We start from the raw sequence: 22,383 nt of genomic DNA, 5'->3' as shown, positions 1-22,383 counted from the left end.
GGTAGTCGGGTCTCGTGGCGCCGGGAGGCGACCGTCCTCCACCGTGGCGCCGCCATCAGCGACAGCAGGAGGTCATCGGGGTGAGGCGCGCGGTAGTCGTGCTGGCCGTGCTGCTCGGCCAGATGCTGCTCGGCCAGGGCCTGTCAGCCGCGGCGGCGGCACGGGCGGAGGACGGCACGGGCCGGGTGGCGCTCATCGGGGTGCCCGGGCTGCACTGGAACGACCTCACCCAGGCCGACACGCCCAACCTGTGGGAGCTGGCCAGGTCGAGCGCGATCGGCTCCCTGTCGGTCCGCACCGTCGGCAACGTGACCTGCCCCTACGACGGCTGGCTGACCGTGTCGGCGGGCACCAGGTCGGCGGTCGGCTACGGCTGCGGCGCGCCCCCGATGCCCGAGGCGCAGGGCGAGGGCGCGGTCATCCCCGACTACCGCTACCTCATCGACGTGGCCGGGCAGCGCAACGCCGGCACCCTGGGCGAGTCGCTGAAGGCGGCCGGCCAGTGCTCGATCGCGATCGGCCCGGGCGCCGCGCTGGCGCTGGCCGACCGGCAGGGCGCGGTGCAGACCTACCGCTCCTCGCCGCTCCAGGTGAAGACCGCCGACCTGGAGAAGTGCCGGGTGATCGCCATGGACGTGGACGACCTGATCCGCCCCTACCTGACCGCCGACCGGCTGCCGAAGGTGCCCGACCAGCTGACCGCCGCCCAGCGGCGCGACGCGCTGCGCCTGGCCGACGCCAAGGCCGGCGCGCTGCTGTCGGTCCTGCCCGCCGACACGACGGTGCTGCTCGCGGGCCTGTCCGACCACGGCTCCGTACCCCACCTGCGGGTGGCCGCGCTCCGCGAGCCGGGCGCGCAGGGGCGGCTGCTCGGCACGTCCTCCACCCGCCGCGCGGACATCTCGATCCTGACCGACCTGACCGCCACCGCGCTGACCAAGGCCGGCGTGCCGGTGCCCGACTCGGTCGTGGGCGTGCCGTTCCAGGTGGGCGAGCAGGGCGCCACGTTCGAACGGCTCCAGCGCGCCGACGCCACCGCGCAGACCATGCGCTCGGCGAAGGGGCAATACTTCACCGCCCTGGCGGTCCTGCAGGTCCTGTTCTACGTGCTCGCGTTCGTGCTGCTGCGCCGCCACAAGCACCTGCCCTGGGTGCGCCGGGCCGCCGTGGCCCTGGCGGCGCTGCCGGTCACCTCGTTCCTGGTCAACCTGCTGCCGTGGTCCAACCACCTGCAGTTGTTCGGCGCCATGCTGGCCTGGTGGGCCGTGATCACGGCGCTGGCGCTGGCCGGGCCCTGGCGGCGCCGTCCGCTCGGCCCGCTGGCCGTGGTCGCCTCCGTCACCGCGCTCACGCTCGCCGCCGACCTGCTCACCGGCACCACGCTCCAGCTCAACAGCTTCATGGGCTTCAGCGCCGAGCAGGGCGCCCGTTACTACGGTCTGGGCAACATCCCGTTCGCGCTGCTGGCCACGGGCACGCTGCTGGCCACGACCACGATCGCGCACCGCTGGCCGGGCAAGATCGGCCTGGCCGCCATCGTCGGGCTGGGGGCGGCCGCGATGGTGCTCGGCGGGTCCGGGATGGGCAGCGACTTCGGCGGCGTCATCGCGTTCGTGCCCGGCATCGCGGTGACCGCGCTCATCCTGTCGGGCAAGCGGGTGTCGCTGGTGCAGCTGGCGCTGTTCTGCGTGGCCGGCGGGGTGATCGTGATGACGTTCGCCTGGCTCAACTACCTCAAGCCGGCCAGCGAGCAGTCGCACCTGGGCAGGTTCGTGGGCCAGGTGCTGACCGGCGAGGCGCTGGAGGTCATCTGGCGCAAGCTGCAGGCCATGCTCGGCACGCTGCTCAATCCCAACCTGATGCCGATCGTGATCGTGGCCGTGGCGTTCCTCGTGTACGCGATCGTGCGGCCCGAGCAGGCCTCGGCCGGGGTGGTGCCGGCGGCGTTCGAGCACTCCCCCGCGCTGCGGGCCGGATTCATCGGCACGCTGGTCAGCGGCGTGGTCGGCATGCTCGTCAACGACTCCGGCGCGGCCGTGCTGTCCATGGCGCTGGCCCTGGCGGTGCCGCTGCTGCTGGCCACCGGGATCGGCGTGCTCCTGCAGCGGGAGGAGTCAGTCCCAGGCGTCGGCGAGCAGCTGGCGCGTGTCGCGAAGTAGCTGCGGCAGGACCTTCGTCTGGGCGACGACCGGCATGAAGTTCGTGTCGCCGCCCCAGCGGGGCACCACGTGCTGGTGCAGGTGGGCGGCGATGCCCGCGCCGGCCACGTGCCCGAGGTTCATCCCGACGTTGAAGCCCTGCGCGCCGCTCGCCTTGCGCAGGGCGCGCAGAGACTTCTGGGTGAACTCCCCCATCTCGATCAGCTCGTCCGGCCGCAGCTCGTCGTAGTCGGACACGTGCCGGTAGGGGACGACCATGAGGTGGCCGGAGTTGTACGGGTAAAGGTTGAGCACGGTGTAGACGGTGGTCCCGCGGGCGACGATCAGGCCGTCCTCGTCGCTCATCTTGGGGATCGCGTCGAACGGGCACCCGTCGTCGGGGCCGGTGCCCGTCGGTTTGTTCTCACCCTTGATGTAGGCCATGCGATGCGGGGTCCACAGACGGTCGAAGTTGTCCGGGGTCCCTGCCCCTGCCTGATCGTGCATAACTAGCAGCATAGGACCACGGACAAACGGCGCGGTCTTCCGGCACAATCCTGTGCATTCGCCTACAGGAGGCCGCGATGAGCGACGCGTTAGCCGAACACCCCGTCCCCGAACCGGTTCCCGCGGATCCGCCCGCCGAGCCGCCCGCGTACACCCCGGGTGCGACCGTGAAAGGGCGCATCAAGGTCGCCGACGAGGTGGTGGAGAAGGTCGCCGCCCTGGCGGCCCTGGAGGTGGCCGGGGTGGCCGACATGGGCGGCGACCTGGCTCGGGCGTTCGAGTCCGTACGCGACCGCATCGGCATCGGGTCGCGGCGCGCCAACCAGGGCGTCAGCGCGCAGATCCAGGACCGGCAGGTGGCGGTGAGCCTGACGATCGTGGTCGAGTACGGGCACGTGGTGATGGAGGTCGCTTCAGAGGTCAAGACGAACGTGGCCAGGAACGTCAGCCGGATGCTGGGCATGCGGGTCATGGAGGTGAACGTGACGGTGGACGACGTCCGCATGCCCGGCGAGGCCCGCCCCGCCCCCACCGACGACCCGGCCGACGAGGATCCCGGCTCCGCCTCCCCCTGATCCAATCGCCCGTGCACCGCCTTCCGTCGCCGCCGGATCCGTTCCCCGTCGCTCCGGGATGGGGTCGGAAGGCCGGACGGCCACGCTGCTCCCGCACGCACGACGACGGCACGACTGGGAGCGGAGCGGCGGCGCTCGACCGGGCGTCCGGCGTCGCCGCACACGGTCGCCCCCCGGCACGTGGCCTCGGCTCGCCGTCGCCCGACACCAGCCCCGCACGGTAACGCCCCCAACGCAGGACAGCAGGCGCACCTCGACGGCCTTCCAGACCCGGCTCCCCGCACCCGGGCGCGGGGAGCCGGGTCCGTCCCAGGCGGGTCGGAAGCGGGCGCGGGCCGGTGGTAGGGCCCGAGAGCGGGTCGGAAGCGGGCGCGGGCCGGCGGTGGGCCCCCCGAGCTCGGGGCGCCGCCGCGGAGCCGGATCGGCAGACGCACGTCCGGCACCGCGGGGCGCCGCCGCTGAGCCGCCCCGGCAGGGGCGAGTCCGGCACCATGGCACGGAGTCCCCGGGGGAGCCGTTGGGCGGTCACTCCGCTCGCGTCATGTCCGAGGGGTAGCCGCCGCCTCCCGGATACACCCAGGCGCCGCTGACCGTGTTGCCGTCGGCGGAGAAGGTGCCGCGGTAGTAGGCGGGCGAGCCCTTCTCATTGCCCCAGATGGTCAGCGTGTCGCCCTCCAGTTCGTACACGTAGTCGAGGGTGTCGCCCCGGTTTCCGTAGTACCGCGACTTGATGTCCTCGCTCGGCTTGTCGGCGCCGAACGGCATCTCCCTGCCGATGATCTCCATCCCCTTGATCGGCTGCCCGTCCTGCACCAGGTCCACGTCCTGGATCAGGAAGAAGCCGCCCTCCATCCACCGGTAGGTCACGGTGCCCGGGGCGCCGCCGGTCACCCGCCAGGTGCCGACCAGCCGGTCCAGAGCCTTGAGCTGGGCGTCGGGCTGCTGCTGCTGCGGGTACTCCACCATCGTCGTTCCCTTTCTCCGAAGTGCCTGAAGTGATGTCGCGCCCATATGACGGCGCCGGCCGGGAAAAGGAATCGGTCTTGGAGGAGGAATTTCAGAGCGTCTCGGGCAGGCCGAAGGCGGCGTGCAGCTCGGTGCCGAAGGTCGTGATCTCGGCGATCAGGCCGTCCTCGATGCGCAGCACGTCGACGTTGACGGCGATGTAGGAGGTCTCGCCCGGGCGGCGGCCGTAGTTGGCGAGGGCCGGCTGCCGGTTGGCGTACGTCGCCAGCGCCTTCCACTCCCACGCCTCCGGTCCGACGAGGTGCGGCCGCCACATGTCGAGGATGGCCACGCGCCCGTCGTACACCAGCGACGCCGGGGGCATCGTCTGCCTGGCGTCCTCGCGCAGCAGCGCCGTGAGCGCCGCGAGGTCGCCCTCGACGGAGGCGTCCATGTACCGGCGCAGCACCGCCCGCTCCTCCTCGCTGGGCGGGGAGGCGGGACCCCACTGGGAGCGGCGCTGGGGCAGGTGGAGGCGGAGCGTGGCACGCGCCCGCTGGAGCGCGCTCTTGACCGCCGCCACGCTCAGCTCCAGCGCGCCGGAGGTCTCCTCGGCCGACCAGCCGGCGACGTCTCGCAGGATCAGCACGGCCCGCTGGCGTGGCGGCAGGTGCTGGATGGCGGCGAGGTAGGCCAGCTCGATCGTCTCGCGTGCGACGGTCACCGCGTCCGGATCGCTCACGGCCAGGTCGAGTGCCCGGTCAGGGTACGGCTGCAGCCACGGCACCTCGGTGAACGGCGAGCCCGGCTCGCTCCCGGCGCCGGCCGCGACCTCACGGGAGCGCGTGGGCCCGGACAGCAGGTCGAGGCAGGCGTTGGTGGCGATGCGGTAGAGCCAGGCCCGCAGCGTCGCGCGCCCCTCGAACGTCTCCCGCCGCCGCCAGGCCCGCAGCAGCGTCTCCTGCACCATGTCCTCGGCGTCGGTGTACGAACCAAGCATGCGGTAGCAGTGGACGTGCAGCTCGTGCCGGTACGCCTCGACCAGTTCCCCGAAGCCGGCCCGGTCACCGGCGCGGACGGCCTCCACGACGTCGTCCCGCTGCCCCATCGGCCCCTCCCCCGCTGCGTCCGCGGCCATGCTAGTGCCGCGCGTCTATGGTGTGCTCCATGACGACCGATCAGCTCGAACCGATGCCAAGCGACTGGCAGCGCGCCCTGGCCATCGTGGCCCACCCCGACGACCTCGAGTACGGCTGCGCCTCCGCGATCGCGACCTGGACCGACGCCGGTCGCGAAGTGGTCTACGTGATCGCCACGCGCGGGGAGGCGGGCATCGACACGCTCGAACCCGCAAAGAGCGGCCCGGTCCGCGAGCGCGAGGAGCGGGCCAGTGCCGCCGTGGTGGGGGTGTCGACCGTGGAGTTCCTCGACCATCAGGACGGGGTGATCGAGTACGGCACCGCGCTGCGGAAGGACATCGCCGCCGCCATCCGCAGGCACCGCCCGGAGCTGCTGATCACCTTGAACCCGGCGGACACATGGGGCGGCACGTACTGGAACTCCCCAGATCACCGGGCGGTCGGGCGGGCGGTGCTGGACGCCGCCGCAGACGCCGGCAACAGGTGGATATTTCCGGACACCGAGGCCCCCGCCTGGAAAGGGCTCCGCTGGGTCGCCGTCGCCGGCACCGACTCCCCCACCCACGCCGTGGACGTCACCGACGGCCTGGAGCGCGGCGTGCGCTCGCTCATGGAGCACCGCGCCTACATCGAGGCCCTCACCACCGAGGACCCGGAGACGTACGCACGCACCCTCATCGAGGGCTTCGCCCGCGAGCAGGCCGAACGCTTCGGCGGGCGGCCCGCCGTGACATTCCGCCTATTTCCCTGTTAATTCAATGAAATCTGAAATGCCAGCGACGGCCGGGGCGCCTTGCTAGGGTTTCATGCCCTGCGGTCGAGATCTCCCGCAGGCATTGCCGGTCGGGCGCGCCATGCCATGCCCTGCGCCCGGCCGATCCCCCAAAAATCCGAAAGGTTCCCCCTCATGACCAAGTCATGGCTCGTGGCCGTCCTGCTCTGCTTCTTCCTCGGCGCGCTCGGCGTGCACCGCTTCTACGTCGGGAAGATCGGGACGGGCATCCTCCAGCTCGTCACCCTCGGCGGCCTCGGCGTGTGGGTGCTGATCGACTTCATCATGATCTTGATCGGCAAGTTCACCGACAAGCAGGGCCAGCCCCTGGCCAAGTAGGACGCGGGGCGGAGCGGCCTCCCCCCGGGCGAACCACTGCCCGGCGGGGACGGCCGCTCCGCCCCGTTGCCGTCAGACCTGGACGCGGTGCTCCACCGCGTTGACGATCTCGGCGATCGCCTCGTCGACCGGCACGCCGTTCTTCTGCTCGCCGCTGCGGTAGCGGAACGAGACCGCTCCGTTGGCGATGTCGTCGTCGCCGGCCAGCAGCATGTAGGGCACCTTGGCCTTCTGCGCGTTGCGGATCTTCTTCTGCATGCGGTCGTCGGAGGCGTCGACCTCGATCCGGATGCCGCGCTCGCGCAGCTTCTTCGCGACGTCCTGCAGATAGGGCACGTGCGCGTCGGCGATCGGGATGCCCACCACTTGGACCGGCGCCAGCCAGGGCGGGAAGGCGCCGGCGTAGTGCTCGGTCAGCACGCCGAGGAAGCGCTCGACCGAGCCGAACAGCGCGCGGTGGATCATGACCGGGGTCTGCCGGCTGCCGTCGGCCGCCTGGTATTCGAGGCCGAAGCGCTTGGGCTGGTTGAGGTCGAGCTGGATGGTGGACAGCTGCCACGTGCGGCCGATGGCGTCCTTGGCCTGCACGGAGATCTTCGGCCCGTAGAAGGCCGCGCCGCCCGGGTCGTCGACCAGCGTCAGCCCCGACTCGGTGGCCACCTGGCGCAGCGCCTGGGTGGCCTCCTCCCACTCGGCGGGGTCGCCGATGAACTTGTCGGACTCGTCGCGGGTGGACAGCTCCAGGTAGAAGTCAGACAGACCGAAGTCGCGCAGCACGCTGAGCACGAACCTCAGCAGCGACTTGATCTCGTCGGCCATCTGCTCCCTGGTGGTGTAGATGTGCGCGTCGTCCTGCGTCATGCCGCGCACCCGGGTCAGCCCGTGGACCACGCCGGACTTCTCGTAGCGGTAGACCGAGCCGAACTCGCACAGCCGCAGCGGCAGCTCGCGGTAGGAACGCCCGCGCGCCCGGAAGATCAGGTTGTGCATCGGGCAGTTCATCGGCTTGACGCGGTATTCGATGCCCTCCAGCTCGAAGGCCGGGAACATGTCGTCGGCGTACCACGGCAGGTGGCCGGAGGTCTCGAACAGCGACGACTTGGTGATGTGGGGCGTGTTGACGAACTCGTAGCCCGCCTCGGCCTGCCGCCTTCGCATGTAGTCTTCCATCTCCTTGCGGATGATCCCGCCCTTGGGATGGAAGATCGGAAGGCCGCTGCCCAGCTCCGGCGGGAAGCTGAACAGGTCGAGCTCGACGCCGAGCTTGCGGTGGTCGCGCTTTTCGGCCTCTTCCAGGAGCTTGAGGTATTCGTCCTGCTTGTCGCGGGACTCCCACGCGGTGCCGTAGATGCGCTGCAGCTGCGGGTTCTTCTCACTGCCCCGCCAGTAGGCGCCGCCGGAGCGCATGAGCTTGAACGCCGGGATCGAGCGGGTGGACGGCACGTGCGGGCCGCGGCACAGGTCTTTCCAGCGCAGCTCGCCGCTCTTGGCGTCGAGGTTGTCGTAGATGGTCAGCTGGCCGGCGCCGACCTCGACCGACTCCTCGGCGTCGGCGCCGCCCTTGAGGCCGATCAACTCGAGCTTGTAGGGCTCGGCGGCCAGCTCCTCGCGCGCCTCGTCGTCGGTGACGGGACGGCGGGAGAACAGCTGGCCCTCCTTGACGATCTCGCGCATGCGCTTCTCGATGCGCTTGAGGTCGTCGGGGTTGAACGCCTGCTTGACGTCGAAGTCGTAGTAGAACCCGTTTTCCACGGGCGGCCCGATGCCCAGCTTGGCCTCGGGGAACAGCTCCTGCACCGCCTGCGCCATGACGTGGGCGGTGGAGTGGCGGACGATGGCCCTGCCGTCCTCGCTGGAGACCTCGATCGGCTCGACGACGTCGTCCTGGGCCAGCGGGTGGGCCAGGTCGCGGGGCACGCCGTTGACCCGGGCCGCGATGACCGTGCGGCCGTCGGCCTCGAGCGCCTCACCGGCCGTCGTGCCGGCCGCGACCACACGCTCGGCTCCGGCGAGGGTGATGCGTAGCTCGGCTGACACGGTGACTCCCTTGAGATCGCGCTCCGGCGCTCGGCACCGGCGCTGCTTCGATGGTGAACACCGATGCTATCGCGGGTGAAACCCCAGCTTTGTCAGCTCCTTGCGGGTCCCGTGGAAGACGTTGCGGTCGATCGGGCTGTTGGCGTACTGGTGGATGGTCCAGTCCCGCCACGGCCTGGGCACCGTCGGCCGCCCGCGGGGGTGCTCCGGGCCGGCGATCCAGAGCGGGTATTCGGCCAGGCCGGCGCAGTTTCCGCGGTTCGCGAACGAGAAGAACGTGTAGACGAACGGCCGCACGTGGCCGTGCCGCTCGACGAAGTGGCACCAGCGGCGCGCGTACCTGGCGACCTGCTCGGGCCGGAGCCCGTCGTCGGACTCCAGGTCGAGGGCGACCAGATCGCCGCGCCGCAGCCCGCCGGCCGCCCTGATCGTGTCCAGGAAGTGGCGGGCCTGCGCGATGGGGTCGCCCTTGGGCCTGGCGAAGTGGTACGCGCCGCAGACCATCCAGCTCTCGCGCATGCCGTTCCAGTTGCGCGCGAACCACTTGTCGACGTAGTCGCCGCCCTCGGTCGCCTTGGCGAAGGCGAAGGCCACTCCGGCTTCGGCGTGACCGGTCCAGTCGACGGAACCCTGCCAGTTGGACACATCGATGCCTTGCAGCACGCGCTTCACCTTGCCGGAGTTTATTGAGATGTCTCCCGATCAGCCCTTCGCCGCGCCGATCAGCAGGTTCCGTGTGCGTTCCCGGTTGGCGTACACGGAGGCCACGAAATCGGTCACCCCGGCCCGCTCCAGCTCCTCGAGCTCGGCCAGCACGGCCTTCTCGTCGCCCACGATGGCCACGTCGCCGGGGTTCGCCGCGCCTTCCCTGTCGAGCATGGCACGGTACGACGGCAACTGTCCGTACACCTCGAAAATCTCGTTCGCCCGCTGGACGGCGGAGTCGCGGTCGTCGGTGACGCAGATCGGCAGCGCGCAGACGATGCGCGGCGGCTCACGGCCCGCCTCGGCGGCCGCCGCCGTGATCGTGGGCGCGACGTGCTCGGCGATGGTCTTGGGCCCGGTCATCCACAGGACGGTGCCGTCGGCCACGGCGCCGGCCAGCTTGAGCATGCGCGGGCCGAGCGCGGCCACCAGCACGGGGAAGCCGGCTCCCGGACCGGTGAGCCTGAGGTTGGCCCTGAGCGTCTCGCCCGCGTACTCGACCTGTTCGCCGCGGCCTGCGGGGATCAGGATGTCGAGGTACTCCTTCATGTGCCGGCCGGGGCGCTCGAAGTCGTAGCCGTACATGCCCTCGATGACGATCTTGTGGGAGAGCCCGATGCCGAGCGCGAGCCGCCCGCCGAGGGCGGCGTTGGCGGTCATGGCCTGCTGGGCCAGCACGGCCGGGTGGCGGGGGTAGGTGGGCACGACGGCGGTGCCGAGCTCGATGGCGGGTCCCTGGGCGCCGGCGGCGGCCAGGGCGGTGAGGGCGTCGAGGCCGAAGATGTTGGAGAGCCAGGCCGAGCTGAAGCCGTCCGCGGCGGCCTGCGCGATCTGGTCGCGGAGCACGCCGATCGGATCGGAGCCTTTCGGCTCGACGAGGTAGTAGCCGTAACGCATGGAAACAGAACTCCATTCTGGTGACTGACGGGAATGTACCTTCCCACGCCGCCACGCGGTCACCCGCCGGTCCGGCCACCATTTGTAAAGTGGCCTACATGAGCCACGATCGCGCCGGACAGCCCGCTCAGCCCGCCGACCTGGTCGACGTCCCCCGCCTGGTGACGTCCTACTACGCCCTGCATCCCGACCCGGACGAGGTGGGGCAGCGGGTCGCGTTCGGCACGTCGGGGCATCGCGGGTCGTCGCTGAAGACGGCCTTCAACGAGGACCACATCGTGGCCACCAGCCAGGCCATCTGCGAATACCGGCAGGCGCAGGGCACCGACGGGCCGCTGTTCCTGGGCGTCGACACGCACGCGCTGTCGGAGCCCGCGCGGGTGTCGGCGCTGGAGGTGTTCGCGGCCAACGGGGTCGAGGTGCTGATCGACACGCGCGACGGCTACACGCCGACTCCGGCGGTCTCGCACGCCATCCTGCGGCACAACCGGGGGCGCACGTCGGGGCCGGCCGACGGGGTCGTGATCACGCCGTCGCACAACCCGCCCGGCGACGGCGGGTTCAAGTACAACCCGCCGCACGGCGGGCCCGCCGACACCGACGCGACCACGTGGATCCAGGACCGCGCCAACCGGCTGCTGCGAGACATGAGCGCCGTCCGGAGGGTCCCGTACGCGAAGGCCCTGGGCCTGGCGGGACGCTACGACTTCCTCGGCTCGTACGTCGACGACCTGCCGTCCGTGCTGGACCTCGACGCGATCCGGGCGGCCGGGGTGCGGATCGGGGCCGATCCCCTCGGCGGGGCGAGCGTGGCGTACTGGGGAGAGATCGCCGAGCGGCACCGCCTCGACCTGACGGTCGTCAATCCGCAGGTCGATCCCACGTGGCGGTTCATGACGCTCGACTGGGACGGCAAGATCCGGATGGACTGCTCGTCGCCGTACGCGATGGCCTCGCTCATCGCGAACCGGGACAAATACGATATTTCCACAGGTAACGATGCCGACGCGGACCGCCACGGCATCGTCACCCCCGACGGCGGCCTCATGAACCCCAACCACTACCTGGCCGTCGCCATCTCCTACCTCTACTCCCACCGCGACGGCTGGCCCGCGGACGCCGGGGTCGGCAAGACCATGGTCAGCAGCGGCGTCATCGACCGGGTCGCGGAGTCGCTGGGCCGGCGGCTGTACGAGGTGCCGGTGGGCTTCAAGTGGTTCGTGCCGGGGCTGCTCGACGGCTCGCTGGGCTTCGGCGGCGAGGAGAGCGCGGGGGCGTCCTTCCTGCGGCGGGACGGCTCGGTGTGGTCCACCGACAAGGACGGCATCATCCTGGCGCTGCTGGCGTCGGAGATCCTGGCCGTCACCGGCAAGTCGCCGAGCGCTCACTACGCCGACCTGGTCGGGCGGTTCGGCGAGCCCGCGTACGCCCGGGTGGACGCCCCGGCCACGCGCGAGGAGAAGGCCGTGCTCGGGAAGCTGTCCGCGGCGCAGGTGACGGCGTCGTCGCTGGCCGGCGAGCCGATCACGGCGGTGCAGACGTCGGCTCCCGGCAACGGGGCCGCGCTGGGCGGGGTGAAGGTCGCGACGGAGAACGCCTGGTTCGCCGCCCGGCCCTCGGGCACGGAGGACGTCTACAAGATCTACGCCGAGTCCTTCCGCGGCCCCGACCACCTGGCCAAGGTTCAGGAGGAGGCCCGCTCCCTGGTCTCCGCCGCCCTCGGCTGACCCCACCCCACCCGGCGCCCGGTCCGGCCGTCCGCCGCACGATGACGGGCACTGTCGCCGGACTGCGGCCCCGGCCGCATCGGCCGGGCCCACCGCACCTGCCGGGCGCTCCGCCGGCGCGCCCCACGGTGCCGAAGTCCCCGGCTGGCGCGCCACCACAGAGGCCGGAGTCCCCGGCCCGGGGCGCCGCACAGTTCCGGGCCTCGATCGGTGAGCCGGACCGCGCGGGGCCCCGGTGGTCGCGGCGCGGCGCAAGCGGCCGGGTCGGCGGGTCAGGGGTCGCGGGCGGTCGCGAGCGCGCCGTCGCGTGTCAGGCGGGTGAGCAGGTCCGTGACGAGCGCGCGCAGGGTCGCGTCCCGGCCCAGATCCTCGCCGAAGACCTCCGTCAGGCCCAGCAGCCGATCGGCCACCTCACGCGGGTCCGCCTCCGGCATGCTCAACCGCGCCGCCAGGGGGTCGGTGACCGTGATCGGCGTGCCGTCGTCGGCCCGGCCCGCGGAGACGTACCGCATCCAGGCGGCCACCCCCAGCGCCGCCCATCGGGGCTCGGCGCCCCGGGCGAGGCGGTCGCGGATCACCGGGAGCAGGCGCTGCGGCAGCTTGTGCGACCCGTCCGCGGCCACCTGCGCGATCGGGTGCCGCAGCGCCGGGTTGGCCAGCCTGGCGAGCAGCCGCTCCCGGTAGGCGTCCAGGTCCACGCCGGGCGGCGGCGCGAGCGTGGGCGCTGCGTCGAACTCCAGGTAGCGGCGGCCCGCCTCGGCGAGCTCCGGCCGGGTCGTCGCCTCGGCGGTCGTGCCGAGGCCGGCCAGCGCCCCCAGGTAGGCCAGCACCGAGTGGACGCCGTTGAGCAGGCGCAGCTTCATCGTCTCGTACGGCTCCACGTCCCCCGTGATCATCGCCCCCGCCCGCTCCCACGGCGGCCGCCCTCCGGGGAACCGGTCCTCGATCACCCACTGCCGGAACGGCTCGGTCGTCAGCGCCGCCCGGTCCGCCACGCCGAGCAGCCGCGCCGCGGCGGCCCGGTCGGCGTCGGCAGGGGCGGGCACGATGCGGTCGACCATGGCGGACGGGAAGGCGGCGTTCCCGTCGTGGATCCAGGAGAGCAGCTCGTCGTCGCGGGCGAGCTCGCAGAACTCGGTCACCAGGCCGCTCAGCAGCCGCCCGCCGCCCGCCAGGTTGTCGCAGCAGACGACGGCGAGCGGCCCGGAGCCTGCGGCGCGGCGGGCGCGCAGCCCGGCCACCAGCCGCCCCACCGGCGTGCGCGGCGGGCCGCCCGCCAGGTCGGCGGCCACGTCGGGATCGGCCGCGCGCAGCCGCCCGGTGGCCGGGTCGTGCCGGTAGCCGGGCTCGGTCACGGTCATCGTGACCACCCGCACGCCGGGGTCCGCGATCCTGGCGGTCCCGGCCTCCGGGCCCACCGCCTCCGTCAGCATCCCGCACACCCGGATCGAGGCGTGCTCACCGTCGCGTTCGAGCACCGAGTACAGCAGGTCCTGCGCCGACAGCAGCTCGGCGGCGGCCATGCTGCGCATCGTCACCCCGCACACGCCGTAGGCGGGGTCGCCGGCGTCCTCGGTGTACAGCGCCTGGTGGGCCCGGTGGAAGGCGCCGAGGCCCAGGTGCACGATCCCGGTACGCAGCTCGCCCGGCTGGAACCGGGGCCGGGCGGCTGCGGGGACAGTGGGCAGCGCGGCCCGCGACAGCCTCATCGCCGCGCCACCGGCCACGCCGGCCCGCAGGCGACCCGCCGCCCGCCCTGGGCGGACTCCGGCGGCCGCATCAGTAGCCCAGGTGCCGGCCGCCGTCGCCCACCAGCACCTCACCCGTCACCATGTCCGCCTCCACCAGCGCGGTCACCATCTGGGCGATGTGCTCGGGACGTGCCGTGCGGCGCAGCGGCGCCTTGGCCTCCTCCCTGGCCGCCATCTCGGTGAAGACCTGCTCGCCCACCCGGTCGATGTGCCAGCGCGTGGCCACGATGCCGGGTGCGACCGCGTTCACCCTCACCTCGGGCCCGAGGGCGACCGCCAGGTCGCGGGTGAGCTGGATCAGGGCCGCCTTGCTGACGCTGTAGGCGATGGAGGAGCCGGTGGCGAGGATGCCGGCGATGGAGGAGACGTTGACGATGGCGCCGCGGGCCGCCCGCAGGTCGGGCGCGAAAGCGCGGGCGCAGTAGTAGGGGCCCATGAGATTGACGCCCATGATGTGGCGCCACACGTCGTCGGTGAGCCCCTCCAGGTCGGGGAACGGCACCCACTTGGTCGTGCCCGCGTTGCAGACCAGCACGTCCACGCGCCCGTACCGGTCGCGTACGCGCTGGGCCATGCGGCGCACGGCGGCGTCGTCGGCCACGTCGGCGGCCACGGCCTCGGCCTTGCAGCCCAGCTCCAGGAGGCGGGCGACGGTCGCCTGGGCGTCCGCCGCCGAGCGCGAGTAGTTGACGACCACGGCCGCCGCGCCCTTCCTGGCCAGACTCTCGGCCACGGCCGCGCCGATGCCGGTGCCGCCGCCGGTGATCACGGCCACCGTCCCGTTGACGTCCATGTCCTACTCCTCCACCACTGGTCTGCGCACCGGGTCGACGGCCGCGATGTCGACGTCCTTGGTCTCGCGCGAGGCCCAGAACGCCCAGAACGAGATCACCGCCGTCCCGACGAGGAACGCCGCCACGAGCCACGGCCGCCCGCCCATCCGCGCCGCGAGCGCCGCGCCGATCAGCGGGGAGAACCCGGCCAGCGCCGCCCCCAGCTCCCGTGAGGCGGCGAACCCGGTGTAGCGGACCCGCGCCCCGAACAGCTCGGCGTAGAACACCGGCTGCACGGCCACCTGCGGCGCGAACCCGAGCGCCCCCATGATCATCATCGCCAGCCACACCACCACGGGCACGCCGGTCTCGACCATGACGAAGTACGGGTACACGAACACCGCCACGAACACCACGCTGAACAGGTTGAGCGGCCGCCGCCCCACCCGGTCCGACAGGCGCCCGTAGAAGGGCTGGAGCACGATCACGGTCAGCCCGAACAGGATCACGCCCAGCAGCGCCGTCCGGCTGGACAGGCCGAGCCGCTGGGTGGCGTACGCGACGCTGAACGTGGCGAGCGTGTAGACGACGGCCGTGTCGTTGATGTGCGCCCCGACGCCGATGAGGAAGTTCCGCGGGTAGCGGGCCAGCGCGTCCCTGATCGGCAGCTTGACGATCTCGCGGCTGCGCTCCATCTCGCGGAAGACCGGCGACTCGGCCACTCGCAGCCGCACGTACAGCGCCACCCCGATCAGCGCGAAGCTCACCAGGAACGGCAGCCGCCAGCCCCAGGAGAGGAAGTCCTCCCGGGGCATCAGCTGCACCAGCAGGAACGCCGAGGTGCCGAGCACGAGGCCGATCTGCACGCCGGTCTGGGCATAGGAGGCGTAGTAGCCGCGCCGGCCGGGCGGGGCGTGCTCGGCCAGCAGCGTGGCCGCGCCGCCGAACTCCGCGCCCGCGCCCAGGCCCTGGCAGACCCGCAGCAGCGTGAGCAGGAGGGGCGCCGCCACGCCGATGGAGGGGTAGGTGGGCAGCAGCCCGATGAGCCCGGTGGACACGCCCATGATGACGGTCGTGATGATCAGGGTGGAGCGGCGGCCGATCCTGTCGCCGAGGTGGCCGAACAGGACGCCGCCGAACGGCCGCACCACGAAGCCCACGCCGAACGTGGCGAACGCGGCGATCGTGCCCGCGGCCGGGTCGGCGTCGGTGAAGAACAGCTGGTTGAAGACGAGGGCGGCGGCGGTGCCGTAGATGAAGAAGTCGTACCACTCCAGGGCGGTGCCGACGAGGGCGCCCAGGACGACGCGCTTTAACTCGGGTGTTGTCGTGGCGGACATCTAACCTCCAAGGGGGGTGTCAGGCCGGCGGAACGCCGAGCCGCGCGGCGAGCGCCGCCAGCTCCGCCCACACCGGTGCGGGCACCGGGATCCCCTCCTCCAGCCGCGCCCGGCGCGCTTCGGCCTCGGGCTCCCCCGGCACGACCACGCCGGGGCCGGAGGCACGCAGGGCCTCGCAGAAGGACTCGACCTGGGCGACGTAGCTCTCCAGGGGGACGAACCCGGCGATGTCGACCGCGCTGATCACCGTGCCGAACGTGCCGTCGTACTCCGGCGAGCAGGCGGTGCCGGTGCCCGTGAGCAGGCCGCCGACCAGTTCGATGAGGACGCTCAGGCCGTACCCCTTGTGGCCGCCGAAGGGCAGCAGCGCACCGCCCCGGTAGAAGTCGTCCGGGTCGGTGGACGGACGCCCCGCGGGGTCGACGAGCACCCCTTCGGGCGCCGGAGAGCCGGCCACGCGCAGGAGGCCGAGCTTGCCCTCGGCCATGGCGGCGGTCGCCCAGTCCATGACCACGGCCGCGCCGCCGGCCCGCGGCACGGCCCAGGCCAGGGGGTTGGTGCCGAGCATCCTGCGGTGCCCGCCGTACGGGGCGACGGTCGGGTCCGCGTTGCCCACCACCTGCGCGATCAGGCCCTGCGCCGCCAGCGACCCGGCGTACTCGCCGAGCCTGCCGACGTGGTTGCACTCCCTGATCGCCACGACGCCGGCGCCGTGCTCCCCGGCCAGCCGCGCCGCCTCCTCGGCGGCCAGCCGGGCCGCGGCCTGCCCGAACCCGCGCCTTCCGGACACGACGGCGGTGGCGCCGCGACGGGAGACCACCTCGGGCCGGGCGCCGGGCACGATCACGCCCGCCTCGATCCTCTCGAGGTACGGCAGGAGCCGCCGCACCCCGTGCGAGCCGTGCCCGGCCAGATCGGCCTCGACGAGGGACGCCGAGACCGTCGCGGCGAGGTCGGCGGGCACGCCGGCCGCGACCAGGAGATCCCTGGCGAGGTCGCGGAGAGGATCGGCGGCGACGAGGCGAGGGGGTGCGTTCACGGGCCACCTGTCCGCATCGTTAGGACTGCGTTCCGTGTGCGCGCTTATGCCCGCTCCGCGCCCGCCCAAACGGATCAACGGAAAGGGCTTACCAAACGCTTGTTCCGCTTCTCGCCGCCGTCCCGACGCGCCGGCCAAGCCGGTGATGCTCTTGCGCGTGGATCCCCTGATCATCCCATTGGCGGAAGACCAAAACGATCACCGGTAAACGCGTCCCCGATCTTCGCCAAGGGCTCGACATCGAGAAAGCGGAAAGTCACCAGGTGAGCTCGCCGGCGGTGGCGGTGGTCACGCCGGTGCGGCCGAGGTCGGCGCGGCGGCCGGCGGCGACGCCGTCGCGGTAGCCGGTGCCGCTGGTGCGGGGGACGCTCATCCTGATCGTCGGGTAGTGGGCCGCCACCGCGCGGTCCACCTCCGCCCGGCGGTCGGCCAGCACCAGCGCGGTACCGGGGCCGCCGGACTCCGACTCGGCGCGGGACTCCGCCTCGCACAGCAGGCGGTAGACCTCGTCAATGAAGCCCAGCAGCCACGACCGCCGGTAGGCCCGCACGGCCGTCACTCCCTCCGGCAGGCGCACGCGGGCCAGGCCCGAGGCCATCTGGAGCAGCAGCGAGGTGGCCAGCAGGTCGGCCCGCTCCAGGTCGGCAGCGAAGCCGAACACGTGCACCCGCTGGCCGCCGTCCCCCCGCCCGATGAGCAGGGGGCGGCAGCGTACGGCCTGCGCGACCAGGCTGACGAGGCGGGCCTTCTCCCTGGCCCACGGGTTGGGCAGGGTGACGATGCGGTCGCCGGGGACCTGCCGCGTGCCGGCGGGCGGGAGGGTGTCGATGCCGTGCTTGGCCATGAGCGTCGACGCGGCCGCCATGAACGTGGCCCGCTCGTGCTCGTTGTCGGTGCGCTCGGCCTTGGCCAGGAGCTTCCTGACCCGGTCGAGCGTGCGCTCACGCGACAAACCCGCCCCCCGGTGGTGCTCAGTGCTTGGTCAGCACCCTCCCGTCGGCCCCGATGACGGGGAAGGCGCCCGTGTCGACGATGCCGTGCTGCTGGTACAGCGCCTCGATGAGGGCGTGCGCCTGCGGCTCCAGCTTCCACAGGGCACGATACTCGCGCGCCGTGGCCAGCGAGATCCCGATCTCCTGGGCGATGTCCACGGTACGCGGCACGATGCCCTTGGCGATCTGCCGGTCCCAGTACTCGCGGGCGGCCCGCATGAGCGCCGCGCGCTCGGCGGTGGAGACGACCTGCGGGGTGGTGTCGAGCACCTCGACGTCCTCGTCCTCGTCGTTGACGAGCTCGGCCAGTGCGGGCGGCAGCGCCGGGCGGGCGGGCACCGGGTGCTGCTCGGCGTCGTGCTCCCAGGGCACCCGGGGGTCGGCGTCGATGAGCGCGGAGGTGTTGTAGAGCGCGGCGATCTGGGCCAGCAGCGCCTCCTGACGGGCCGGGTCCACGGCCAGGCCGGTGTGCTCGACGGCCTGGTCCATGGCCTTGTCGAGCTTGGCCAGCGCGGCGCGCATCTTGCGCTCGGGGGCCCCGGCCTCGCGCAGCGCCTTGGCGCGCTTGGCGGCCAGCGCGACCCTGGTGAGCCTGCGGTGGGCGTCGACGTCGGAGGCGGTGCGGTCGCTGACCTCGGCCAGCCCGAGCCGTACGAGGATCCGCTCCGGCGTGAGCCGCCAGTTGATGCGCCCGGTGCCGCGGATGCGGTGGCGTTCGATGGCCATGCCGCGCTCCCACAGCCAGGCGGCCACCAGCGGCGCGGCGAGCCGGAAGACCGCCTCGGGCAGGCTGCGCGCGTCCATGCTGGACAGCACGGCGGTCAGGCAGGTCAGCGCCCAGACGGCGATGCCGTCGATGCCGGCGGAGAAGTTCTCGCGCATGTTGCGGCGGGCGCGGACGGCGCTGGTGATGATCGCGATCTCGATGAACGCGAACAGCAGCAGCCTGAGCGGGCCGTCGAGCCCCAGCACGTCCTCCGAGAAGCGCCACATGCCCTGCGCGGACACACCGGTGGCGATGGAGGCGGCCGCGATGGTCAGGACGTCCTCGATGGGACGCGGGGCGACGTATCGGGCGAACGACCAGGCAAAGGCTTTCCAGGCGATCCTGATGATCAGGAACGCGAGTGCCAGCCCGGCAAGACTGAGCAGCGCGATGACAGCGGTGGCGAGCGGCTTCTCGTTGATGAAGGCTGCTATTTCCTCGAATGTCGGCATCTGTCACTATCCGTGGGGGGCTCTAGCTCCGGCTCTATGCGACGAGATCATCGCAGAATGTCGCCATCTTGTACGCCAAACACCATCTGCCGCCCCAGTTTGCCCTGCTTTCCCACCTTCAACACCGCCGGAATCGGCCTCTCCTGTCGGTGACAGGCATGAGCCGAACCTGGCCGCCCCGTCACAGCCCGCTCACAATGCGGGCGAGAGGAGGGATCGTGGGCAAGCGACGCTTAGGTGATCCGGGCTCTGGCCGGAGCCGGAGTCAGGTGATGCGGACGTGCCGCCCGCCCGCGCCGCGCCCGAGGCCGGGTGGCCGGCGAGGCCGGTGTGACCTGAACCACGGCCGGTCTGAGATGAAATTCGTCCTTTCGGAGGGCGCTGGAGACCCGTTCCTGATGGGACCATCGGTCGAGGGATTTATCCCCGGAAGTGCGATCTATCCCAGCAGGACGGATATCGATGTCAGACAATGAGTTCCCGCTCGTCCAGTTCATGCGCGACGGGTTCGACCCTGTGGGCGAGCTCGGCCGCATCCGGGCCGAGCACCCGGTCTTCCCGATGGAGATCCCCGGCGGCCAGACCGTGTATCTCGTGACCCGCTGGGAGGACGTCCGCGCGGTGCTCGGCGACCACGAGCGCTTCAGCAACGACTTCGCGGGCGTGATCGGCCTCGGCTCCAACCAGGAGGACCCGGGCGGCCTGGGCTTCCGCGACCCGCCCGAGCACACGCGGCTGCGCAGGTTCCTCACCCCCGAGTTCACCGTGCGGCGACTGCGCCGGCTGGAGCCGCGCATCGAGGCCCTGGTGGAGGAGGCGCTCGACCGCATCGAGGCCAAGGGCGCCCAGAGCATGCCGGTGGACCTCTTCGAGGAGTTCGCGCTGCCCATCCCGTCGCTGGTGGTGTGCGAGCTGCTGGGGGTCCCGTACGACGAGCGCGCCGACTTCGTGAAGATCAGCAAGGACCGCTTCGACTTCACGGCCGGGCCCGAGGCGTCGCTGCAGGCGATCAACGACGCGATGACCTACCTGACGGAGCTGGTCGCGAGGGAACGTCAGAACCCCGGCGAGGGCCTGCTGGGACAGCTGCTGCGCGACCACGGTGACGAGCTGGACGACCGGACGCTGGCCAGCATGGCCGACGGGCTGCTCACCGGCGGGCACGACACCAGCACCAGCATGCTCGCACTGGGCACGCTGTGGCTGCTGCAGCACCCCGAGCAGGCCGCGAAGGTGCGCGAGGTCGACGGCTACATCAACGACGTGGTCGAGGAGCTCCTGCGCTACATGTCGGTCGTGCAGGTGGCCTTCCCGCGCTTCGCCCGCGACGACCTGGAGCTGCACGGGGTGCCGATCAAGAAGGGCGAGCTGGTGCTGTGCTCGCTCATCGGCGCCAACCGCGACCCGGCGGCCATGGGCGAGGACGCGGACGAGATCCGGCCCGGCCGGGAGGCCTCGCATCTGGCCTTCGGCCACGGCATCCACCGCTGCATCGGCGCGCCGCTGGCGCAGATGGAGATGCGCATCGCCTTCCCCGCCCTGCTGCGCCGTTTCCCGACGCTGCGGGTCGAGGGAGAGGCGCCGTTCCGGGAGCTCGCCATCGTCTACGGCCTCAAGGAGCTACCCGTCGCCTGGTAGAGCGGTTACGTTCACAGTGTGAGCGAACCCGTCATCGACCCCGTCATCGATCTCGCCAGGATCAGCGCCGTCGTGTTCGACACCGACGGTGTGGTCACCGACACCGCGCGGGGGCACGCGGCCGCCTGGAAACACGTCTTCGACGCGTTCCTGCGCGGCCGCTCGGGGCCGTTCGACATCCGCGACGACTATCTGCGTCACGTGGACGGCCGGCCCCGGCTCGACGGCATCCGCACGTTCCTGGCCTCGCGCGGCATCACGCTGCCCGAGGGGTCGGCGGACGATGAGCCGGGGGCGCCGACCGTGCACGGGCTCGGCCTGGCCAAGGACCGGACCTTCATGGCGCAGGTGGACGAGTACGGGGTCGCCGCGTTCCCCGCCACGGTCGCGCTCCTGCACGAGCTGCGGCGGCGCGGCGCCCGTACGGCGGCGGTCTCCGCCAGCCTGCACGGCCGCAAGCTGGTGAACTCGGCAGGCGTCTCCCACCTGTTCGACGTGCTGATCGACGGGGACGACGCCGCGCTGATGAACCTGCCCGGCATGCCCGATCCCGCCCTGTTCCTGGAGGCGGCCCGCCGCCTGGGTCTGCCCCCGGCCAGGGTCGCGGTGGTGGACGCCGCGCTGCCCGGCGTCGAGGCGGGCGAGAAGGGCGCCTTCGGGCTGGTGGTCGGAGTCGTCAGGGAGGGCGGCGCGGCGGGCGAGCTGCGCGCGCAGGGGGCCGGGGTCGTGGTGTCCGACCTGGGCGAGATCGAGGTGCGCGGCAGGGTCCTACCCTTGACGTCGTGACCGTTCTCATCGACCCGCCCAACTGGCCGGGGCCGCGCGGCCTCATGTGGTCGCACCTGGTCAGCGATCATTCCCTGGAGGAACTGCACGACTTCGCGGCGCGGCTGGGCGTGCCGGCGCGGGCGTTCGACCGGGATCACTACGACGTGCCGGAGACCGTGCACGCGCGGGCGGTGTCGCTGGGGGCGGAGGCGGTGAGTTCGCGGGAGTTGTTACGGCGTCTGATCGCCTCCGGGCTGCGCCGCCGCAAGCGCCGCTAGCTCGGCGGCCATGTTGGCGCGGGCCCGGTCCTCCCACAGGTCGCGGGCCTTCGCGGTGCGGTAGAGGCGCGGGGTGGCCAGCAGGCGGCGCAGCACCTCGGCGCGGCCCTTCCTGAACAGGTCGTCCGGCACGTGGGCGTACTCCTCGCGGATGGCCCGCGCGTAGGCGTCGTACCCGGGACCGCCGAGGACGGCCAGGTCGGCGTCGCACAGGACCGCGCCGTCGGCGTCGCCGTCGGCGAGGGTCTCGTGGGCGGCGGTGAGGCGGACCAGGCGGGCGACCTCGGCGACCCTGGGCGCGGGCACGCCGCACCTGGGCAGCCTGGCCTGGGCGAGCTGGGCGCTGCGCTCCTCGTCCCATCCGGGGCGCCCGTCGTAGACGGCGTCGTGGAACCAGGCGGCCAGCCGTACCGCCACCGGATCGTCGGCCTGCTCGGCGAGGTGGTCGATGGCGGCGAGGACGGCGGCGAGGTGGTGCGGGGTGTGGTAGCGCCGGTGCGGCTCGGCCCAGCGGGCGATCAGCTCGGCGCCGGTGGCCCGCGAGGCCGGCGAGCCGCCCGCGAGCGCGACCCAGCCGGCCACGAGCGCGTCACGCCCGGCCGTGCGCGGGGCCGCGTCCCCGGTGGGGGCCGTGGGGCGGCGATCGTCGATCATCATTCCACCGTACTCACCGAGGGCCTTCGCTGATGCGCCCGCTGCTCCGTTCCCGCCCGTCCGGGGGTACCTGACGTGAGCGGGCTGTCAGACGGCGACCCGACTCGGGTAGCGTCCTGGGCATCGACGCGAATGCGAAGGAACCACGGCG

Annotated in this window: 21 protein-coding genes; 8 read left to right on the top strand and 13 right to left on the bottom strand. The window is 72.2% G+C overall.

Going from position 1 to position 22,383, the window contains the following annotated elements:
- Nucleotides 1–80: 80 nt before the first annotated feature.
- Nucleotides 81–2,159, top strand: a complete 2,079-nt coding sequence (locus tag ID574_RS08560; RefSeq protein ID WP_223166479.1) for a hypothetical protein — start codon at nucleotides 81–83, stop codon at nucleotides 2,157–2,159.
- Here ID574_RS08560 and ID574_RS08555 read toward each other — a convergent pair.
- Entirely contained in the window at nucleotides 2,115–2,645 is a 531-nt protein-coding gene (locus tag ID574_RS08555; RefSeq protein ID WP_223166478.1) for an HIT family protein, read from the bottom strand. The two genes, ID574_RS08560 and ID574_RS08555, sit on opposite strands and share 45 nt — an antisense overlap.
- Before the next feature lie 77 nt (nucleotides 2,646–2,722).
- Between ID574_RS08555 and ID574_RS08550 the strand changes: the two genes are divergently transcribed.
- The gene (locus ID574_RS08550) at nucleotides 2,723–3,220 is read left to right on the top strand and encodes an Asp23/Gls24 family envelope stress response protein (RefSeq protein ID WP_188188136.1); all 498 of its coding nucleotides are present in this window, start codon (nucleotides 2,723–2,725) and stop codon (nucleotides 3,218–3,220) included.
- Nucleotides 3,221–3,745: 525 nt separating this feature from the next.
- Here the strand turns inward: ID574_RS08550 and ID574_RS08545 are convergent.
- Together ID574_RS08545 and ID574_RS08540 are read right to left on the bottom strand one after the other, a co-directional pair.
- Complete coding sequence (locus ID574_RS08545; protein WP_188188135.1) at nucleotides 3,746–4,186, bottom strand: hypothetical protein; 441 nt, start codon at nucleotides 4,184–4,186, stop codon at nucleotides 3,746–3,748.
- Nucleotides 4,187–4,277: 91 nt separating this feature from the next.
- Nucleotides 4,278–5,273 (bottom strand): RNA polymerase subunit sigma-70, encoded by a 996-nt coding sequence (locus ID574_RS08540; RefSeq protein WP_188188134.1) that lies wholly within the window; start codon nucleotides 5,271–5,273, stop codon nucleotides 4,278–4,280.
- Nucleotides 5,274–5,332: 59 nt separating this feature from the next.
- Here ID574_RS08540 and ID574_RS08535 point away from each other — a divergent pair, with 59 nt between their 5' ends.
- Together ID574_RS08535 and ID574_RS08530 are read left to right on the top strand one after the other, a co-directional pair.
- Entirely contained in the window at nucleotides 5,333–6,058 is a 726-nt protein-coding gene (locus ID574_RS08535; RefSeq protein WP_188188133.1) for a PIG-L deacetylase family protein, read from the top strand.
- A gap of 153 nt (nucleotides 6,059–6,211) precedes the next feature.
- Complete coding sequence (locus ID574_RS08530) at nucleotides 6,212–6,415, top strand: TM2 domain-containing protein (RefSeq protein WP_188188132.1); 204 nt, start codon at nucleotides 6,212–6,214, stop codon at nucleotides 6,413–6,415.
- Nucleotides 6,416–6,487: 72 nt separating this feature from the next.
- Here ID574_RS08530 and thrS read toward each other — a convergent pair whose 3' ends face one another.
- From thrS to ID574_RS08515, 3 genes are all read right to left on the bottom strand, one after another.
- Complete coding sequence (gene thrS / locus ID574_RS08525) at nucleotides 6,488–8,452, bottom strand: threonine--tRNA ligase (protein ID WP_188188131.1); 1,965 nt, start codon at nucleotides 8,450–8,452, stop codon at nucleotides 6,488–6,490.
- A 66-nt stretch (nucleotides 8,453–8,518) separates the two neighbouring features.
- Complete coding sequence (locus tag ID574_RS08520) at nucleotides 8,519–9,115, bottom strand: glycoside hydrolase family 25 protein (protein WP_188188130.1); 597 nt, start codon at nucleotides 9,113–9,115, stop codon at nucleotides 8,519–8,521.
- A 39-nt stretch (nucleotides 9,116–9,154) separates the two neighbouring features.
- Entirely contained in the window at nucleotides 9,155–10,054 is a 900-nt protein-coding gene (locus tag ID574_RS08515) for a TIGR03564 family F420-dependent LLM class oxidoreductase (RefSeq protein ID WP_188188129.1), read from the bottom strand.
- 98 nt (nucleotides 10,055–10,152) lie between these two features.
- Between ID574_RS08515 and pgm the strand changes: the two genes are divergently transcribed.
- Nucleotides 10,153–11,781, top strand: coding sequence for a phosphoglucomutase (alpha-D-glucose-1,6-bisphosphate-dependent) (gene pgm, locus ID574_RS08510; RefSeq protein ID WP_188188128.1), 1,629 nt, complete (start codon nucleotides 10,153–10,155; stop codon nucleotides 11,779–11,781).
- Between the two features lie 272 nt (nucleotides 11,782–12,053).
- Here the strand turns inward: pgm and ID574_RS08505 are convergent, their stop codons facing one another.
- The 6 genes from ID574_RS08505 to ID574_RS08480 all read right to left on the bottom strand — a co-directional run bounded on the left by ID574_RS08505 (nucleotide 12,054) and on the right by ID574_RS08480 (nucleotide 18,894).
- Entirely contained in the window at nucleotides 12,054–13,490 is a 1,437-nt protein-coding gene (locus ID574_RS08505; RefSeq protein ID WP_188188127.1) for a mannitol dehydrogenase family protein, read from the bottom strand.
- A 70-nt stretch (nucleotides 13,491–13,560) separates the two neighbouring features.
- Nucleotides 13,561–14,325, bottom strand: a complete 765-nt coding sequence (locus ID574_RS08500; RefSeq protein WP_188188126.1) for an SDR family NAD(P)-dependent oxidoreductase — start codon at nucleotides 14,323–14,325, stop codon at nucleotides 13,561–13,563.
- A 3-nt stretch (nucleotides 14,326–14,328) separates the two neighbouring features.
- On the bottom strand, nucleotides 14,329–15,645 hold the full coding sequence (locus tag ID574_RS08495; protein ID WP_188188125.1) for an MFS transporter: 1,317 nt from the start codon (nucleotides 15,643–15,645) through the stop codon (nucleotides 14,329–14,331).
- 19 nt (nucleotides 15,646–15,664) lie between these two features.
- Entirely contained in the window at nucleotides 15,665–16,684 is a 1,020-nt protein-coding gene (locus ID574_RS08490) for an Ldh family oxidoreductase (RefSeq protein WP_188188124.1), read from the bottom strand.
- Between the two features lie 256 nt (nucleotides 16,685–16,940).
- The gene (locus tag ID574_RS08485) at nucleotides 16,941–17,636 is read right to left on the bottom strand and encodes a DUF2786 domain-containing protein (RefSeq protein WP_188188123.1); all 696 of its coding nucleotides are present in this window, start codon (nucleotides 17,634–17,636) and stop codon (nucleotides 16,941–16,943) included.
- Between the two features lie 19 nt (nucleotides 17,637–17,655).
- Nucleotides 17,656–18,894: a hypothetical protein gene (locus ID574_RS08480; protein ID WP_188188122.1), complete on the bottom strand. Its 1,239-nt coding sequence runs from the start codon at nucleotides 18,892–18,894 to the stop codon at nucleotides 17,656–17,658.
- A gap of 462 nt (nucleotides 18,895–19,356) precedes the next feature.
- Here ID574_RS08480 and ID574_RS08475 point away from each other — a divergent pair, with 462 nt between their 5' ends.
- Genes ID574_RS08475 through ID574_RS08465 form a run of 3 tightly spaced genes read left to right on the top strand, consistent with a single transcriptional unit; the run spans nucleotide 19,357 to nucleotide 21,578 of the window.
- Nucleotides 19,357–20,532, top strand: a complete 1,176-nt coding sequence (locus tag ID574_RS08475) for a cytochrome P450 (protein ID WP_188188121.1) — start codon at nucleotides 19,357–19,359, stop codon at nucleotides 20,530–20,532.
- Nucleotides 20,533–20,550: 18 nt separating this feature from the next.
- Nucleotides 20,551–21,318: an HAD family hydrolase gene (locus tag ID574_RS08470; protein ID WP_188188120.1), complete on the top strand. Its 768-nt coding sequence runs from the start codon at nucleotides 20,551–20,553 to the stop codon at nucleotides 21,316–21,318.
- Nucleotides 21,315–21,578: a DUF4031 domain-containing protein gene (locus ID574_RS08465; RefSeq protein ID WP_188188119.1), complete on the top strand. Its 264-nt coding sequence runs from the start codon at nucleotides 21,315–21,317 to the stop codon at nucleotides 21,576–21,578. Before ID574_RS08470 ends, ID574_RS08465 begins: the two co-directional genes overlap by 4 nt.
- On the opposite strand, the gene ID574_RS08460 is transcribed toward ID574_RS08465, so the two are convergent.
- Nucleotides 21,531–22,232, bottom strand: coding sequence for an HD domain-containing protein (locus ID574_RS08460; RefSeq protein ID WP_223166477.1), 702 nt, complete (start codon nucleotides 22,230–22,232; stop codon nucleotides 21,531–21,533). The two genes, ID574_RS08465 and ID574_RS08460, sit on opposite strands and share 48 nt — an antisense overlap.
- Nucleotides 22,233–22,383: the final 151 nt, after the last annotated feature.

The sequence above is a fragment of the Nonomuraea sp. SYSU D8015 genome, assembly GCF_008065375.1.
Lineage (GTDB): Bacteria > Actinomycetota > Actinomycetes > Streptosporangiales > Streptosporangiaceae > Nonomuraea.
This window is presented reverse-complemented; position numbering and strand designations above follow the sequence as displayed.

Excerpts from the sequence above, each read along its gene's own strand:
- ID574_RS08555 (WP_223166478.1), bottom strand. The coding sequence starts at position 2,645 with ATGCACGATCAGGCAGGGGCAGGGACCCCGGACAACTTCGACCGTCTG.
- ID574_RS08550 (WP_188188136.1), top strand. The coding sequence starts at position 2,723 with ATGAGCGACGCGTTAGCCGAACACCCCGTCCCCGAACCGGTTCCCGCG.
- ID574_RS08545 (WP_188188135.1), bottom strand. The coding sequence starts at position 4,186 with ATGGTGGAGTACCCGCAGCAGCAGCAGCCCGACGCCCAGCTCAAGGCT.
- ID574_RS08540 (WP_188188134.1), bottom strand. The coding sequence starts at position 5,273 with ATGGGGCAGCGGGACGACGTCGTGGAGGCCGTCCGCGCCGGTGACCGG.
- ID574_RS08535 (WP_188188133.1), top strand. The coding sequence starts at position 5,333 with ATGACGACCGATCAGCTCGAACCGATGCCAAGCGACTGGCAGCGCGCC.
- ID574_RS08530 (WP_188188132.1), top strand. The coding sequence starts at position 6,212 with ATGACCAAGTCATGGCTCGTGGCCGTCCTGCTCTGCTTCTTCCTCGGC.
- ID574_RS08515 (WP_188188129.1), bottom strand. The coding sequence starts at position 10,054 with ATGCGTTACGGCTACTACCTCGTCGAGCCGAAAGGCTCCGATCCGATC.
- pgm (WP_188188128.1), top strand. The coding sequence starts at position 10,153 with ATGAGCCACGATCGCGCCGGACAGCCCGCTCAGCCCGCCGACCTGGTC.
- ID574_RS08505 (WP_188188127.1), bottom strand. The coding sequence starts at position 13,490 with ATGAGGCTGTCGCGGGCCGCGCTGCCCACTGTCCCCGCAGCCGCCCGG.
- ID574_RS08500 (WP_188188126.1), bottom strand. The coding sequence starts at position 14,325 with ATGGACGTCAACGGGACGGTGGCCGTGATCACCGGCGGCGGCACCGGC.
- ID574_RS08495 (WP_188188125.1), bottom strand. The coding sequence starts at position 15,645 with ATGTCCGCCACGACAACACCCGAGTTAAAGCGCGTCGTCCTGGGCGCC.
- ID574_RS08480 (WP_188188122.1), bottom strand. The coding sequence starts at position 18,894 with ATGCCGACATTCGAGGAAATAGCAGCCTTCATCAACGAGAAGCCGCTC.
- ID574_RS08475 (WP_188188121.1), top strand. The coding sequence starts at position 19,357 with ATGTCAGACAATGAGTTCCCGCTCGTCCAGTTCATGCGCGACGGGTTC.
- ID574_RS08460 (WP_223166477.1), bottom strand. The coding sequence starts at position 22,232 with ATGATCGACGATCGCCGCCCCACGGCCCCCACCGGGGACGCGGCCCCG.